Annotated in this window: 16 protein-coding genes and 1 pseudogene; 14 read left to right on the top strand and 3 right to left on the bottom strand. The window is 64.2% G+C overall.

Going from position 1 to position 14,628, the window contains the following annotated elements:
• Window positions 1–99 precede the first annotated feature (99 nt).
• Together trmL and BSIN_RS18560 are read right to left on the bottom strand one after the other, a co-directional pair.
• On the bottom strand, window positions 100–570 hold the full coding sequence (trmL, locus tag BSIN_RS18565) for a tRNA (uridine(34)/cytosine(34)/5-carboxymethylaminomethyluridine(34)-2'-O)-methyltransferase TrmL (protein WP_059517688.1): 471 nt from the start codon (window positions 568–570) through the stop codon (window positions 100–102).
• A gap of 70 nt (window positions 571–640) precedes the next feature.
• The gene (locus BSIN_RS18560) at window positions 641–1,543 is read right to left on the bottom strand and encodes a ComF family protein (RefSeq protein ID WP_369828204.1); all 903 of its coding nucleotides are present in this window, start codon (window positions 1,541–1,543) and stop codon (window positions 641–643) included.
• Between the two features lie 97 nt (window positions 1,544–1,640).
• On the opposite strand from BSIN_RS18560, the gene BSIN_RS18555 reads away from it, so the two are divergent.
• From BSIN_RS18555 to BSIN_RS18520, 8 genes are all read left to right on the top strand, one after another.
• Entirely contained in the window at window positions 1,641–2,606 is a 966-nt protein-coding gene (locus BSIN_RS18555) for a methyltransferase domain-containing protein (RefSeq protein WP_059517692.1), read from the top strand.
• Between the two features lie 269 nt (window positions 2,607–2,875).
• The gene (locus BSIN_RS18550) at window positions 2,876–3,352 is read left to right on the top strand and encodes a DUF2244 domain-containing protein (RefSeq protein WP_059517694.1); all 477 of its coding nucleotides are present in this window, start codon (window positions 2,876–2,878) and stop codon (window positions 3,350–3,352) included.
• A gap of 47 nt (window positions 3,353–3,399) precedes the next feature.
• On the top strand, window positions 3,400–4,992 hold the full coding sequence (gene coxB, locus BSIN_RS18545) for a cytochrome c oxidase subunit II (protein ID WP_089341536.1): 1,593 nt from the start codon (window positions 3,400–3,402) through the stop codon (window positions 4,990–4,992).
• Window positions 4,993–5,035: 43 nt separating this feature from the next.
• Window positions 5,036–6,643, top strand: a complete 1,608-nt coding sequence (gene ctaD / locus BSIN_RS18540; RefSeq protein ID WP_059517699.1) for a cytochrome c oxidase subunit I — start codon at window positions 5,036–5,038, stop codon at window positions 6,641–6,643.
• A 74-nt stretch (window positions 6,644–6,717) separates the two neighbouring features.
• Complete coding sequence (locus tag BSIN_RS18535; RefSeq protein ID WP_069235029.1) at window positions 6,718–6,858, top strand: cytochrome oxidase small assembly protein; 141 nt, start codon at window positions 6,718–6,720, stop codon at window positions 6,856–6,858.
• Window positions 6,859–6,880: 22 nt separating this feature from the next.
• Window positions 6,881–7,483, top strand: coding sequence for a cytochrome c oxidase assembly protein (locus BSIN_RS18530; protein WP_059518024.1), 603 nt, complete (start codon window positions 6,881–6,883; stop codon window positions 7,481–7,483).
• A gap of 20 nt (window positions 7,484–7,503) precedes the next feature.
• The gene (locus BSIN_RS18525; RefSeq protein ID WP_059518026.1) at window positions 7,504–7,704 is read left to right on the top strand and encodes a DUF2970 domain-containing protein; all 201 of its coding nucleotides are present in this window, start codon (window positions 7,504–7,506) and stop codon (window positions 7,702–7,704) included.
• A 130-nt stretch (window positions 7,705–7,834) separates the two neighbouring features.
• Complete coding sequence (locus tag BSIN_RS18520) at window positions 7,835–8,692, top strand: cytochrome c oxidase subunit 3 (protein WP_089341535.1); 858 nt, start codon at window positions 7,835–7,837, stop codon at window positions 8,690–8,692.
• Window positions 8,693–8,854: 162 nt separating this feature from the next.
• Here the strand turns inward: BSIN_RS18520 and BSIN_RS18515 are convergent, their stop codons facing one another.
• Window positions 8,855–9,064 (bottom strand): twin transmembrane helix small protein, encoded by a 210-nt coding sequence (locus tag BSIN_RS18515; RefSeq protein ID WP_089341534.1) that lies wholly within the window; start codon window positions 9,062–9,064, stop codon window positions 8,855–8,857.
• Window positions 9,065–9,151: 87 nt separating this feature from the next.
• On the opposite strand from BSIN_RS18515, the gene BSIN_RS18510 reads away from it, so the two are divergent.
• The 6 genes and pseudogenes from BSIN_RS18510 to BSIN_RS18480 all read left to right on the top strand — a co-directional run bounded on the left by BSIN_RS18510 (window position 9,152) and on the right by BSIN_RS18480 (window position 14,530).
• Window positions 9,152–9,886, top strand: coding sequence for an SURF1 family protein (locus tag BSIN_RS18510; RefSeq protein ID WP_089341565.1), 735 nt, complete (start codon window positions 9,152–9,154; stop codon window positions 9,884–9,886).
• A 244-nt stretch (window positions 9,887–10,130) separates the two neighbouring features.
• Window positions 10,131–10,781 (top strand): SCO family protein, encoded by a 651-nt coding sequence (locus tag BSIN_RS18505; protein WP_059517708.1) that lies wholly within the window; start codon window positions 10,131–10,133, stop codon window positions 10,779–10,781.
• Between the two features lie 43 nt (window positions 10,782–10,824).
• Window positions 10,825–11,934, top strand: coding sequence for a COX15/CtaA family protein (locus BSIN_RS18500; protein ID WP_089341533.1), 1,110 nt, complete (start codon window positions 10,825–10,827; stop codon window positions 11,932–11,934).
• Window positions 11,935–11,946: 12 nt separating this feature from the next.
• The gene (gene cyoE / locus BSIN_RS18495) at window positions 11,947–12,849 is read left to right on the top strand and encodes a heme o synthase (protein ID WP_089341532.1); all 903 of its coding nucleotides are present in this window, start codon (window positions 11,947–11,949) and stop codon (window positions 12,847–12,849) included.
• A 19-nt stretch (window positions 12,850–12,868) separates the two neighbouring features.
• Window positions 12,869–13,475: pseudogene (locus BSIN_RS18490) on the top strand (SCO family protein).
• A 236-nt stretch (window positions 13,476–13,711) separates the two neighbouring features.
• Complete coding sequence (locus BSIN_RS18480; protein WP_089341531.1) at window positions 13,712–14,530, top strand: MetQ/NlpA family ABC transporter substrate-binding protein; 819 nt, start codon at window positions 13,712–13,714, stop codon at window positions 14,528–14,530.
• Window positions 14,531–14,628 lie beyond the last annotated feature (98 nt).

Raw genomic sequence — 14,628 nt, 5'->3', positions numbered from 1 at the left:
GACAACCTAACTTGCTTTGGCGCGGAACTCAGGCGACGTTGCCGAAACCGATTGATTGACCACCATCCGGCGGCAATTGGCGGTCGATGCTGCGTTTCATCACGCACCGCCTTCGAATCCCGCCTGGCGCCACGCCTCGAATACGACCACCGCAACGGTATTCGACAGATTGAGGCTGCGGTTGCCCGGCCGCATTGGCAGCCGCACGCGCTGGGGCGCGGCAAATCGTTCGACCAGCTCGGCGCGCAGCCCGCGCGTTTCCGAGCCGAACACGAACCAGTCGCCCGGCGCGAACGCCCGATCGTGAAAGCGTCCCGAGCCGCGCGTCGTGAACGCGAACATCCGTGCGGGGTCCGGTGCTTCGGCGGCGACGAATGCGTCCCAGTTCGGATGAACTTGCATTTGCGCGTACTCGTGATAGTCGAGCCCTGCGCGCCGCATTTTCGCATCGTCGAGCGGAAAGCCGAGCGGCTCGATCAGATGCAAGCGTGCGCCCGTATTCGCGCACAGGCGGATGACGTTGCCGGTGTTCGGCGGAATTTCGGGTTCGACTAGGACGACGTTGAACATGATTCGATCGATGTTTGCTGGTGAGCGCGTGTCGCGGCTCCGTGTTTTCCGACGGCGCGAGGTGGCGCCGTCAATCCTTCGCGGTGCGCAGCGCGACGAAATTCGTCACGCGGCGCGCGCCCGCGTCCTTCAATGCGCGCGCGATCGCGTCGAGCGTCGCGCCTGACGTCATCACGTCGTCGACGATGCCGATGTGCAATCCCGTCACCGGCCGCGCGATTGCGAACGCAGCCGCGACGTTCATGCGCCGCGCGTCATAGGCAAGCCGCGATTGCGGCGCGGTGTCGGTGACGCGCGCGACCAGCGTCGGGTTGGCCCGCACGCACAATGCCTGCGCGAGCGGTCGCGCGATTTCCCATGCCTGGTTATAGCCACGCTCGACGAGACGCCGCGCTCCAAGCGGCACAGGGGCGATCGCATCGAGCGGCGGCGCGTCGTCGAGCGCGTCCGACGCAAGCCGTGCGAGCCGCGCGCCGAATTCGCGGCCGAGCGCGAGATGCGCACGGAACTTCAGTTCTAGCGCAAGGCCGTCGAGCGGCGCGCGGTAATCAGCGAGCGCGAGCGTCGCGTCGAATCCCGGCGGTGCGTTCGCGCACGCGCTGCAGTAATAGCGCGCGGCGTGCGGCGGCCGTGCTTTTTCCGGCGCGTTCGTGGGTGGCCGCGCGAGCGCCGCTTGCAGCGGTTGCGCGCGTGCCGAGGTGCCCGTGCCATGCGGCGAACTTGCTGCCGGCAACGCATGCGCAGCGCGCCACGTCTGCATGTCATGACGCATGCGCTTGCCGGCGAGCGGCAGCGCACAGCGCGGGCAGCGCAGCCGTGCTTCGTTCCAATAGGCGTCGTCGCACCACGCGCAAATCGTCTGGTGTGACAAATTGCCGCACAGCGCGCAGCGGTTCGGCAGCGCGGCGGCAACAAGGCGCGCGAATAGATTGGCCGCACAGATCCTCGCCACGCGGATGCTGCGTCGCAAAATCGCACGGTCGGCCATCGTCGGCTCCTGTCCAAGGCCGCTTCGCTGAACGCCGCGAAGCGAGCGAGTATACTTCGGGCTCTTCGCCAGTGTGCTCCAAATGTCCCCAGCTCCCGCACAAACCGGCCGTCCGGCCGATGACCCGCGGCGTTTGCGGCAGATCTTCGATCGCCGCGCCGCCGGATTCGGCGCCGTGTCGTTTCTGCCGCGCGAGATTGCGCAGCGCATGCGCGAGCGTCTCGATTACATCAAGATCAGTCCCGCGAGCGTGCTCGACGCGGGCTGCGGCACGGGCGACGACCTGCCCCTGCTGCGCGCGCGCTTTCCCGAGGCGCCGGTGTTCGGTGTCGACGTGTCCCACGGGATGCTCGCGCGCGCGGCCGAGCGCGATGCCGCCGATACCAACTGGCGCCGCTTCCTCCCCGCGACGCTTGCCAAGGCGCTCGGCCAGCGCGGCCCGCGCGTCGCGCAGGCCGATTTCTCCATGCTGCCGTTTGCCGGCGGCGCGTTCGATCTTCTCTGGTCCAATTGCGCTTTGCATTGGCATGCGCGTCCTGATCTCGTGCTGCCCGAATGGCACCGTGTGTTGCGTGTCGATGGGCTGCTGATGTTCAGCACGCTTGGGCCCGATACGCTGCGCGAGCTGCGCGCGGCCTGGGCGGACGCGGCTCGCGCAGTCGACGCGGCCGCACCGGCGCGCATCGTGGATTTCGTCGATATGCACGATTTGGGCGACATGCTCGTCGAAAGCGGTTTCGAGATTCCGGTGATGGATCAGGAGGTGCTGACCGTCACCTACAAGTCTCCCGCTTCGCTGCTCGCGGATGTGCGCCGCTGGGGCGCGTATCCGTTCGAACGCGACGAGGCGTCGGCGCGGGCGTCGCGGCGGCTGCTTGCGGCGCTGCACGATGCGCTCGATGCGCGTCGGCGCGACGATGGCACGATCCCGCTCACCTTCGAGGTGATCTACGGTCACGCGTGGAAGGCGGCGCCGCGCACGACGGCCGAAGGCCACGGCATCGTGCGTGTGCAGGACATCGGAAAAGGGCGTTCGAAGCGCCCGTGAAAGTGCGTTTGAGGGGGCGCGCAGCGGGTCGTGCGCAGCCGGGAAAGATTGGGCAATGCACAGCCCGCACGGATGGAAAGCGTCCTCCGAAATGGCCGGAAAGCTTGTCGCGCTTGGCTCGCCGGGCACCGCCGCTTGCTTGTGGATGACTTTGAACCCGCCTATAATGCGACAGTTTGTCGTCCTGGGGGTGTCCCACAATACCGGTCGGACGGCGCTTTGACGAGCAGTTGGAGCCAAGCATCAGACGTCGTTCGCGAGAGGCAGCGATGGAAGCAGCGGAAGGTTTGCCGGATGCCGAGCCGGTCCTGAAGGACTGGTTGATGAAACGCAACTGCTCGGTGTCGCCGCGTCAGTTCGTGACGTTCTATGTCTCGCTCGCCGCATGCTCGCTGATGATTGCGGTCCTGTTGTTTTGGCGCGGAGCATGGCTCGTGCTGCCATTTACTGGGATCGAGCTGTTGGCGGTAGGCGTCGCGTTTATCGTTTATGCGCGCCATGCAGTCGATTACGAGCGCATCCGGCTGTTTCGTCACCGGCTCATCATCGAGCGGATGAGCGCGGAGCGGCTGACGCAGATCGAATTGAACCCGGACTGGGTGAGGGTCGAGCCGGGCGAGTCGCCGTGCGATCCGATCAGATTGGTATCGCGTGGCGAAGCGTTCGTGATCGGGCAGCATCTTGCGCAATACCGGCGCGCTCAGTTTGCGCGCGAGCTACGTGCATCGTTGATGCGCGGTGGCTGAAACGGGTGGCCGGTGTAGCGGGCGGCCTGCGGCGGGGCAGGGTTTGAATGGAAATTTTGGGTAAGGAAGCTATGAAAACAATCAAGCGAGCCCTCACGGGCGTGCTGGCATGCAGCGGGCTGCTCTTCGCCGGTGCCGCTGCGGCGGTCGGCGACAGCCCGGGCGGCCCCCGCGTCAACGAGATCAATCTCCAGCCGCCCGTGACGAAGATTGCCGAGGAGCTTTACGACCTTCACACGATGATGCTGATCCTCTGTACGGTGATCTTCGTCGGCGTGTTCGGCGTGATGTTCTATTCGATCTTCGCGCACCGCAAATCGAAAGGCCACAAGGCCGCCAATTTCCACGAAAGCACCACGGTCGAAATCATCTGGACGATCGTGCCGTTCATCATCGTCGTGCTGATGGCGCTGCCCGCGACGAAGGCCGTCGTCGCAATGAAGGACACGACGAACGCCGATCTGACGATCAAGGTCACCGGTTACCAATGGAAGTGGGCGTATGACTACGTGAAGGGTCCGGGCGAAGGCATCGGCTTTTTGTCGACGCTGACGACGCCGCGCAGCGAGGTCAACGGCCAGAAGCCGATTTCCGATACCTATCTGCAGGAAGTCGACAATCCGCTCGTCGTGCCGGTTAACAAGAAGATTCGCATCATCACGACCGCGAACGATGTCGTCCATTCCTGGTATGTGCCCGCGTTCGGCGTGAAGCAGGATGCGATTCCCGGCTTCGTGCGCGACACGTGGTTCAAGGCCGACAAGGTCGGCACCTACCGCGGTTTCTGTACCGAGCTGTGCGGCAAGGAGCATGCGTACATGCCCGTCGTCGTCGAGGTGCTGTCGGACGACGATTACGCGAAGTGGGTGAGCGCGCAGAAGGCCAAGCTCGCCGCGGGCGCGGTCGATCCGAACAAGGTCTATACGCGCGCCGAGCTGATTGCGCACGGCGAGGAAGTCTACAAGGCGAACTGCGCGGTATGCCACCAGCCGAATGGCAAGGGTCTCGGCGCATTCCCGGCAATCGATGGCGGCCAGATCGCGAACGGTCCGATCGCCGCGCATGTCGAGCGCGTGCTGAAGGGCAACGGCGCGATGCCGTCGTGGGCGTCGCTGTCGGATCTCGACATCGCGTCGGTGATCACGTTCGAGCGCAATTCGTGGGGCAACCATAAGGGCGATTCGCTGCAGCCGAAACAGGTGGCCGATGCGCGTAACGGCAAGTTGCCGGCGGACAGCGCGCCGGCCGCGGGCGAGGCCGCCGCGGCACCCGCCGCCGAAGCCGCATCGGGCGCCTCCGCACCGGCGCAGCAGGCTCAAGCCCAGGCGCTGCCGGCTGCGATCTACTTCGAGATCGGCAAGAGCGAGCTGCCCGCGGACGCGAAGGGCGCGATCGCCGCAGCCGTCGATTACGCGAACGCACATCCGGACGCGAAGCTCGTGCTGTCGGGCTATACCGACAAGACGGGCTCGGTCGCGACGAACGAGGAGCTGGCGAAGCATCGTGCGCAGGCGGTGCGCGATGCGCTGAAAGCCGCGGGCGTCGCCGAAGCGCGCATCATCATGAAAAAGCCGGAAACGATCACGGGCGGGGCGGACGCGAAGGAAGCCCGGCGGGTCGAGATCGGTCCGGCGGCTTGACGTGTCGCTGTGTTTGTCGACGTATTCGCATTAGGAGATTCTCATGTCTAGCATCGGGCACGACGTAACCGCGGGCCACGCGCACGACGACCACGCGCACGAAACGCCGCACGGCTGGCGGCGGTGGCTGTATGCCACCAACCATAAGGACATCGGTACGCTGTACCTGTTGTTCTCGTTCATCATGTTCCTGTCGGGCGGCGTGATGGCGCTCGGCATCCGCGCCGAGTTGTTCGAGCCGGGGTTGCAGATCATGCGTCCGGAGTTCTTCAACGAACTCACGACGATGCACGGCCTGATCATGGTGTTCGGCGCGATCATGCCGGCGTTCGTCGGCTTCGCGAACTGGATGATTCCGCTGCAAATCGGTGCATCCGACATGGCGTTCGCGCGGATGAACAACTTCAGCTTCTGGCTGCTGCCGGTCGCGGCGGTGCTGCTCGTCGGCTCGTTCTTCGCGCCGGGCGGCGCGACGGCCGCCGGCTGGACGCTGTACGCGCCGCTGTCGACGCAGATGGGCCCGGGCATGGACTTCGCGATCTTCGCGGTGCACATCATGGGCGCGTCGTCGATCATGGGCTCGATCAACATCATCGTGACGATCCTGAACATGCGCGCGCCGGGCATGACGCTGATGAAGATGCCGATGTTCGCGTGGACCTGGCTCATCACCGCGTACCTGCTGATCGCCGTGATGCCGGTTCTGGCCGGCGCGATCACGATGGTGCTGTTCGACCGCCATTTCGGCACGTCGTTCTTCAATGCGGCGGGCGGCGGCGATCCGGTGATGTACCAGCACATCTTCTGGTTCTTCGGCCACCCCGAGGTGTACATCATGATTCTGCCGGCGTTCGGGATCGTGTCGCAGGTGATCCCGGCGTTCGCGCGCAAGCCGCTGTTCGGCTATAGCTCGATGGTGTACGCGACGGCGTCGATCGCGATCCTGTCGTTTATGGTCTGGGCGCACCACATGTTCGCGACCGGCATGCCGGTCACGGGCCAGCTCTTCTTCATGTACGCGACGATGCTGATCGCGGTGCCGACGGGCGTGAAGGTGTTCAATTGGCTCGCGACGATGTGGCGCGGTTCGATGACGTTCGAAACCCCGATGCTGTTCGCGATCGGCTTCCTGTTCGTGTTCACGTTCGGCGGCCTGACGGGCCTGATGCTCGCGATGGCACCGCTCGATATCCAGTATCACGGCACGTATTTTGTCGTCGCGCACTTCCATTACGTGCTCGTCGCGGGTTCGCTGTTCGCGCTGTTCGCCGGCTGGTATTACTGGTCGCCGAAGTGGACCGGCTGGATGTACAACGAAACGCGCGGCAAGATCCATTTCTGGGCGTCGATGATTTTCTTCAACGTCACGTTCTTCCCGATGCACTTCCTGGGCCTCGCCGGCATGCCGCGCCGTTATGCGGACTATGCGGCGCAGTTCACCGACTTCAACCAGGTGGCGACGATCGGCGCGTTCGGCTTCGGCCTCGCGCAGGTGTACTTCCTGTTCGCGGTCGTGCTGCCCGCCTACCGCGGTGGCGGCGAACTGGAGAAAGCAAGTGACAAGCCGTGGGATGGCGCGACGGGCCTCGAATGGACGATCCCGAGCCCGGCTCCGTTCCACACGTTCGAGCAGCCGCCGACGGTCGAGTAACGATTGTCCGGTATTTGCCGCCCGCGTCGCATGACGCGGGCGGCGGTTCCGATCGAAGCAATACGAACCTACGCATGACCCGGAATCCACAACAAAGACGCACGCCCGAGCAGATCAGCGCGGGCAACAAGCGGATGGGGCTGATCCTCGTGATCGTCGCCGCCGTCTTTTTTGTGGGTGCCGTCGTGAGGCAGTGGATTGCGTCCACGTCCTGACGCAGTACTTGAGGAAGTCGTGATGTCGAAGTCCGGCGCGCATGTCGATCGCGCGTTCAACCGGTCGATGCTGTTGAAGCTCGTCGTCGTGGCGGGGTTGATGTTCGGCTTCGGCTTCGCGCTGGTGCCGATGTACCGCGCGATCTGCCAGATCACCGGCCTGAACAACCTGCTGCAGCGCGACGTCAGCGCGAGCGAGGCGAAGAATACGCAGGTCGATTACAGCCGCAAGGTGTCGATCGAACTCGATGCGAACGCGCGTGGGCCGCTGGGCTTCAAGCCGAAGCTCGGCAGCATTGATGTGCATCCGGGCGAATTGACGACGGTTGTCTACGAAGTCACGAACGGCCAGGGCAGGACGGTGGTCGCGCAGGCGATTCCGAGTTACGCGCCGAAGCAGGCCACCGAGTTTTTCAAGAAAATCGAGTGTTTCTGCTTTACGCAACAGACGCTCGCGGCGCACGAGACACGTGACATGCCGGTCGTGTTCGTGATCGACCCGAAGTTGCCGAAGGACGTGAAAACGATCACGCTGTCGTACACGTTCTTCGAATTGAATGCGCCCGCGCCTGCTCGCGGTGCGGCGCAAGAGCCGGGCCGCGCTGCGGCGAAGCCCGCCGCGTAAGACCGAGGGAGGCGACGATGATGAGCGAAATGGGTAGAAAAGGCACATTCGCACAGTCGATGAAAGCGGTGCTGTGGTCGTTTTTCGGCGTGAGGCGGCGGCGCGATCTCGAGGCCGACGCGACGCAGTTGAACCCGCTGCACGTGTTGAGCGCCGCGCTGATCGGCGCGGCGATCTTCATCGCCGTGTTGATCCTCGTCGTACACGCGGTGGTGGGGTAGGTCAATACGGATTGAGACGGTGCGCCGATTGCGCGTGCCGGGATGCAACAAGCGAGACGGCGCCGCGTGCGTCGCCGAGAAATAAGCCGGAGCGTTCCGGAACAAATTGGACTGAAGTGGAGAATCAAGCATGACCGGTCAAAACGAGAGCCCGTACTATTTTGTGCCGCATCCGTCGCAGCACCCGATCAGCGCGGCCATCGGCCTGCTGGTCATGCTCGGATCGTTCGCGCTGTGGATCAACGGTGAGCCGTGGGCACCCTTTACCGCGCTCGTCGGCCTGCTTTGGCTGCTGTTCACGCTGTATCACTGGTTTGGCGATGCGATCGGCGAATCGGAAGGCGGGATGTACGGCAAGAATGTCGACAAGTCGTTCCGCTGGAGCATGAGCTGGTTCATCTTCTCCGAAGTGATGTTCTTCGGCGCATTCTTCGGCGCGCTTTTCTACGCGCGTGAAATCGCGCTGCACCAGCTCGGCAGCCTCGACTACAAGCTGATCTGGCCGGATTTCTCCGCCGTTTGGCCGAACGAAGGGCCGGCCGCGCTCGCGGGCCATTTCAAGACGATGGGCCCGTGGCCGATTCCGACGCTGAACACCGCGTTGCTGCTGTCGTCGGGCGCGACGCTGACGGTGTCGCACCACGCGCTGCGTGAAGATCACCGGAGCAAGGCGATCGCATGGCTTGCCGCGACGCTCGTGCTTGGGGTCTGCTTCTTGTTCCTGCAAGGTTTCGAATATTTCCACGCATACAACGAGTTGAACCTGACGCTCGGCTCCGGCGTGTACGGCTCGACGTTCTTCCTGCTGACGGGCTTCCACGGTTTCCACGTGTTCCTTGGCGGCACGATGCTCGCGGTCGTGCTGGTGCGGATGATCCGCGGTCACTTCAAGCCGGATCACCACTTCGCATTCGAAGGCGCAGCGTGGTATTGGCACTTCGTCGACGTCGTCTGGCTGGGTCTTTACGTCGTCGTCTACTGGCTGTAACGGAAACGGCCCACGCGATGCCCGCGCGGGCCGCTGGCTTGATTTGCCGATGCGCTGTGTACGCGCCGCCGGCAACTGGGCCGATGCGCCGCACCGACTTTGTCGGGCGGCGTTTTTGCTTGATGGTGGCGTGCGTGCGGCGATATGCCGCACCCGGTTGTATCAGCGGCCGATCGGAATGCCGGTCGAATGGATCCAGCCCATCCAGTTTGCGACCAGGATGAACAGGAACAACGAGATCGACAGTCCGACGCGCATCGCGAGCGACCAAACCATCCGCTTCGTATGGCCCCGGTCGTGCATCATGAAATACAGCGCGGATGCCATGCTGGCAACGATGAGGACGAAGGCGATCGGAACGAGAATGTGCATGAAGCTGGCCGGAAAGCGGCAGTTCGTAACGGAGATCTCGATTATCTCATTTCGGCCGCGCGGCGGCTGCCTCCGGAGGCAGCCGCGATGAAGGTCCGCTGGTTGCCCGCGCTGCTGATTCTTGCCGTGATCGCGGTGACGGTGCGGCTCGGCTTCTGGCAGCGCGACCGCGCGCATCAGAAGGAGGCGCTCGATGCGCAGATCGCGCGCTATGAGCACGCGAGCCCGGTCGATGTGCCGCGCGAACGCGTCGAACTCAACGAGATCGAGTTCCATCGCGTGCGCGCGACCGGGCGCTTCATGCGTGAAGCCGCTGTTTTTCTCGACAATCGGCCCTACCGTGATCAGCCCGGCTTTTACGTCGTGATGCCGATGAAGCTGGCCAACGGCGCTTATGTGCTTGTGAACCGCGGCTGGTTGCCGCGCAACATCGCCGACCGTACCGCGATCCAGCCGTTCGTGACGCCCGCGGGCGAGGTGACGCTCGGCGGCATCGCGCGTCGCGACGCGACTCGCGTATTCGAACTCGGCAGCGGCGGGTCGGCCGCGGGGCAAAGGATTCGGCAGAATCTCGACGTTGCCGCCTATGCGCGCGAAACCGGCTTGCCGCTGCAGCCGTTCGTGATTCAGCAGACGAGCGACGACGGCGACCACCTGGTGCGCGACTGGCCCGCGCCGACGATGGGCGTCGAGCGCAACTACGGCTATATGTTGCAGTGGTGGGCGATGGCGGCGGCGGCGGCCGGGTTGGGCCTTTATGCCGCGTGGCGAGCGGCGAGGCGTCCGGGAAAAAAGCAGGCCGGGCGTGCCGATGCGGCTTGAAGCCGGCCGATTCGTCATTCAGGTGCGGCAGGCGGGGGCGGCCATTGGACGGCAACGCGGCGAATGGTGCGCGCATCGTCTGAATCCCGCCGGCATGCCGTAAAGCCTATGACGTAAGGTGCGCGCCGTCTGGCTAAGCGTCGGCTTGATTCGCCATAGTTTGGACGATCCGGCGCGGTGCGGCCGAACCGGCCGGCTTGCGTGGCGTGGCGCCGCGTTCCGTTTTCAATGTTTCAAGAGGTTTATGAACATGCATTCTTCTCGTCCGACGCAGCAGTCAGCCGATGCTCCGCGAACGGCATCCGCGCAGCGCGGCTCCTGGCAGCGGGGCCGCTGGGTGTTGCTCGCGCTTGCGCTCGTCTGCGCGGCGCCCGTGATTGCGTCGTACTTCACGTATTACGTGATCAAGCCGAACGGCGGATCGACAAACTACGGTACGTTGATCGAGCCGCAGCGGCCGATTCCGCCTGAGCTGACCGTGGTCGATGAGGCCGGGCGGACGGTGCCGCTTGCGTCGCTGCGCGGCGTCTGGCTGTTCGTGATGGAGGACAGCGGCGCATGCGATGCCGCGTGCGCAAAGAAGCTCTATTTCATGCGCCAGGTGCGCGCGACGCAGGCAGGCGAGCGGCAGCGGATCACGATGGTCTGGCTGAAGAGCGATGCGGCGGCGGTGCCCGCGACGATCGAGCGCGCGTATCCGGACACCCGCAAGCTGCGCGCCGATCCGGCCGCCGTGGCGGCATGGCTGCCGGCCGATGCGGGCACGCGCGTGACCGACCATATCTATATCGTCGATCCCAGCGGGAACCTGATGATGCGTTTCCCGAAAGACCCGGACCCGAGCAAGATCAAGCGGGACGTGACCAAGCTCCTCAAGTGGTCGAGCATCGGCTAAAGCGCCGGCCGCGCCCGGCGACGAAGGTAGGAGAGAAGAACCGATGTATCTACTGCAACTCGGCCTGATCGGCCTCTGTATCGCGTTGCTGCCGTTGTCTTACGTATGGGTGAAGGCGGACGACGACAAATTCCGCAAGCTCGTCTGGGTGACGACTTTCCTGACGCTCGATCTCGTGATGTTCGGCGGCTTTACCCGGCTCACCGATTCCGGCCTCGGTTGCCCGGATTGGCCGGGTTGTTACGGGACGTCGTCGCCGTTCATCGCGCATGCGGCGATCACCGCCGCGCATCAGGCGATGCCGACCGGCCCGGTCAGCATGACGAAGGCGTGGATCGAGATGGTGCACCGCTATTTCGCGATGGCCATCGGCGTGCTGATCATCGCGCAGATGGTCATTGCATGGGCGGCGCGGCTGCGCGGCCGGACGCTGCGCGTGTCGCCGTGGTGGCCGACCGGCCTGCTGATGCTGATTCTCGTGCAAGGCGCGTTCGGCGCGTGGACCGTGACGATGAAACTGCAACCCGTGATCGTGACGATCCATCTGCTGCTCGGGCTGACGCTGCTCGGCTCGCTCGGCTGGCTGGCCGCGCGGCTCACGCCGCCGCCCGCGATCGACGCCGCCGCCGGCCGCTACCGCGCGGCGGCGCTCGCGGCGCTCGTGCTGCTGGTGGCGCAGATCGCGTTGGGCGGCTGGGTCAGCACGAACTACGCGGTGCTCGCCTGTACCGATTTCCCGACTTGCAACGGTGCGTGGATTCCGCCGATGGATTTCCGCAACGGCTTTCACCTATGGCGCGCGCTCGGCATGACAAACGACGGCGACGCGATCACGCAGGACGCGCTCGTTGCGATCCACTGGACGCACCGGACTTTCGCATTCGTCGTCGTGACCTATTTGGTCGCGTTCGCGCTGAAGGTGCGGCGCATCGCGTCGTTGCGGCGGCCGGCCGATGGGGTGCTCGCCGTCGTCGCGCTGCAATGCGCGACGGGCCTGACGAACATCGTGCTACAGTGGCCGCTGCCCGTCGCCGTCATGCACAACGGCGGGGCTGCGGTCCTGCTGCTGCTCGTCGTCATGTTAAACTTGCGCATCCTTTCAAGCCGTTCCGGCCGCATCGCGCAACCCGCGCGCGATACCGCGCCCGCGTGACGCCTACCAAGCATGGACACCACGCTTTCCCGACATCCCGGTAACCGCCTATCCCAATACCTTGCGCTGACGAAGCCGCGTGTCACGCAACTTGCGGTGTTTTGTGCCGTGATCGGGATGTTCCTCGCGACGCCGGGGATGGTGCCGTGGAAGGTGCTCGTCGGCGGCACGGTCGGCATCTGGCTGTTGGCCGGCGCGGCGTTCGCGATCAATTGCCTTGTCGAGCAGAAAATCGACGCGATGATGCGGCGCACCGCGTGGCGCCCGTCCGCGCGCGGCGAGATCACCACCGTGCAGATCCTGTTGTTCTCGGCCGTGCTGGGCGGTGCCGGCGCGTTCACGCTGTACACGTTCACGAATCCGCTGACGATGTGGCTGACGATCGCCACGTTTGTTGGTTATGCGGTGATCTACACGCTGCTGCTCAAGCCCGCCACCCCGCAGAACATCGTGATCGGCGGCGCATCGGGCGCGATGCCGCCGGCGCTCGGCTGGGCGGCCGTCACGGGCGCGGTGCCGGGCGACGCGTGGATTCTCGTCCTTATCATCTTCGTCTGGACGCCGCCGCACTTCTGGGTGCTCGCGCTGTACCGCCGCAAGGATTACGAGAACGCGGGGCTGCCGATGCTGCCCGTCACGCACGGCGAAAAATTCACGCGGCTGCATATCTTGCTTTACACGCTGATTCTGTTTGCCGTGTCGATGATGCCGTTCATCTCGGGCATGAGCGGAATCGTTTTTCTGACGAGCGCGGTGCTGCTCGGCGCGATCTTCGTCGGCTACGCGTGGAAAATCTACCGCGATTACTCGGATGCGCTCGCACGCAGTGCGTTCCGTTACTCGATCGTGTATTTGTCGCTGCTGTTCGCGGCGCTGCTCGTCGATCACTACGCGCGTCCCGTGATCGGGATGTGACTCTTTCGCTTCGACTGCGATGCTCAAATCCCTGTTTGCACGCCGCGCGCGCCGCGGCTGGTTGTTCGCCTGCGCGCTGGCACTCGCATTGACGGCTGCGGGCTGCGACCGCGTTCCAGAATCTCGACATCACCGGCAACACGCAGTTCGGCGCCGACTTCGCATTGCCCGATACGGCGGGCAAGATCCGCACCCTCGGTGAGTTCAAGGGGCGCGCTGTCGTGCTGTTTTTCGGCTACACGCATTGCCCGGACGTTTGCCCGACGACGCTCGCGGAGCTTGCGCAGGCGATGCAGCAGCTCGGCCCGGACAGCAAGCGCGTGCAGGTGCTGTTCGTCACCGTCGATCCCGAGCGCGATACCGCGCAGATCATGTCGCAGTACGCGAGCGCGTTCAATCCGGCTTTCGTCGCGCTGAGGCCCGCCGACGATGCGCAACTGAAGAAGATCGCGAAGGACTTCCGCATCTACTACGCCAAGGTGCCGGGCAAGACGCCCGACAGTTACACGATGGACCACACTGCCGCGAGCTACATGTTCGATCCCAGCGGCAAGCTCCGCCTGTTCGTGCGCGATGGCCAGGGGCCGGGGCCGTGGGTCCACGATCTGAAGCTGCTGCTCGATTGAGCGGTGGCGGCGCGCGCCGGCCTCCGGCGTCGGCGCTCGATGTTTGAGGCGGCAATACGCGGGCGGTTTGGAGCCGGCCCGCGCATGACGCTGCTCCATACCCATATAAGCGGGATGTATTTCACAGCGCTTCGATCTTGTGACACCATCTGCGTTTTCCAAGGCGCGGCTTGGCCTAACAGGCTGTCGCGCTCCTTTTATCGAGCCTGAATGGTTCCAGTAAGCGAGAAAAACAGATGAAGCGTCGCACTCTCCTGAAGGTGGTTTCCGCGGTGGCGGCCGGTGCGGCCGCGCTGTCCGTTTCTGTCGGCGCATATGCGCAGAGCAAGACGATCAAGGTCGGCACGGTGTCGGGGCCCGACGCCGAGGTTTGGCAGGTCGTGCAGAAAGTCGCGAAGGAGAAAGAAGGGCTCGATGTGAAAGTGATCGAGTTCAACGACTACGTGCAACCGAACGCCGCGCTCGATTCGGGCGACCTCGACGCGAACAGCTTCCAGCATCAGCCGTATCTCGACAGCCAAGTCAAACAGCGCGGTTACAAGATCGTCAGCGTTGGCCTCACGTATATCTCGCCGATCGGCGTGTATTCGAAGAAATACAAGTCGTTGAAGGATCTGCCGGCCGGCGCGAAGGTTGCGTTGCCGAACGATCCGTCCAACGAGAATCGCGCGCTGCTGCTGTTGCAGTCGCAGGGCGTGATCAAGCTGAAGGCCGGCGCGGGCACGGGCGGCAATAACGCGACCGTGCTCGATATTGCCGACAATCCGAAGAAGCTGAAGCTGACCGAACTCGATGCCGCGCAACTGCCGCGTGTGCTGGGCGATGTCGACGCGGCGGTGATCAATACGAATTACGCGCTTGCAGCGAACCTGCAGCCGACCAAGGATGCGATCGCGCTTGAATCGCTGACGAGCCCATACGCGAATTTGATCGCGGTGCGCGCGAAGGATAAGGATCAGCCGTGGGTGAAGAAGCTTGTAAAGGCTTACCAGTCGCCGGAAGTGAAGGAATTCATCGCGAAGCAGTTCAAGGGGGCGATGGTCGCGTCGTTCTGAGCACCGTTTGATCGGGGTGTCGAAGGATCGCTGAATCCCGCCGACGCCCATTTCGAATTGCCGAAGGCCCGCGCTTGCGCGGGCTTTTGTTTTTGTGC

It is taken from the genome of Burkholderia singularis (assembly GCF_900176645.1).
Taxonomy (GTDB): domain Bacteria; phylum Pseudomonadota; class Gammaproteobacteria; order Burkholderiales; family Burkholderiaceae; genus Burkholderia; species Burkholderia singularis.
Note: the sequence above shows the minus strand (reverse complement) of the source record. Positions and strands in the feature narration are given on the sequence as shown.

Coding starts and splice junctions, on each gene's coding strand:
- trmL (WP_059517688.1), bottom strand. CDS start 570: ATGTTCAACGTCGTCCTAGTCGAACCCGAAATTCCGCCGAACACCGGC.
- BSIN_RS18555 (WP_059517692.1), top strand. CDS start 1,641: ATGTCCCCAGCTCCCGCACAAACCGGCCGTCCGGCCGATGACCCGCGG.
- BSIN_RS18550 (WP_059517694.1), top strand. CDS start 2,876: ATGGAAGCAGCGGAAGGTTTGCCGGATGCCGAGCCGGTCCTGAAGGAC.
- coxB (WP_089341536.1), top strand. CDS start 3,400: ATGGAAATTTTGGGTAAGGAAGCTATGAAAACAATCAAGCGAGCCCTC.
- ctaD (WP_059517699.1), top strand. CDS start 5,036: ATGTCTAGCATCGGGCACGACGTAACCGCGGGCCACGCGCACGACGAC.
- BSIN_RS18535 (WP_069235029.1), top strand. CDS start 6,718: ATGACCCGGAATCCACAACAAAGACGCACGCCCGAGCAGATCAGCGCG.
- BSIN_RS18530 (WP_059518024.1), top strand. CDS start 6,881: ATGTCGAAGTCCGGCGCGCATGTCGATCGCGCGTTCAACCGGTCGATG.
- BSIN_RS18525 (WP_059518026.1), top strand. CDS start 7,504: ATGAGCGAAATGGGTAGAAAAGGCACATTCGCACAGTCGATGAAAGCG.
- BSIN_RS18520 (WP_089341535.1), top strand. CDS start 7,835: ATGACCGGTCAAAACGAGAGCCCGTACTATTTTGTGCCGCATCCGTCG.
- BSIN_RS18515 (WP_089341534.1), bottom strand. CDS start 9,064: ATGCACATTCTCGTTCCGATCGCCTTCGTCCTCATCGTTGCCAGCATG.
- BSIN_RS18510 (WP_089341565.1), top strand. CDS start 9,152: ATGAAGGTCCGCTGGTTGCCCGCGCTGCTGATTCTTGCCGTGATCGCG.
- BSIN_RS18505 (WP_059517708.1), top strand. CDS start 10,131: ATGAACATGCATTCTTCTCGTCCGACGCAGCAGTCAGCCGATGCTCCG.
- BSIN_RS18500 (WP_089341533.1), top strand. CDS start 10,825: ATGTATCTACTGCAACTCGGCCTGATCGGCCTCTGTATCGCGTTGCTG.
- cyoE (WP_089341532.1), top strand. CDS start 11,947: ATGGACACCACGCTTTCCCGACATCCCGGTAACCGCCTATCCCAATAC.
- BSIN_RS18480 (WP_089341531.1), top strand. CDS start 13,712: ATGAAGCGTCGCACTCTCCTGAAGGTGGTTTCCGCGGTGGCGGCCGGT.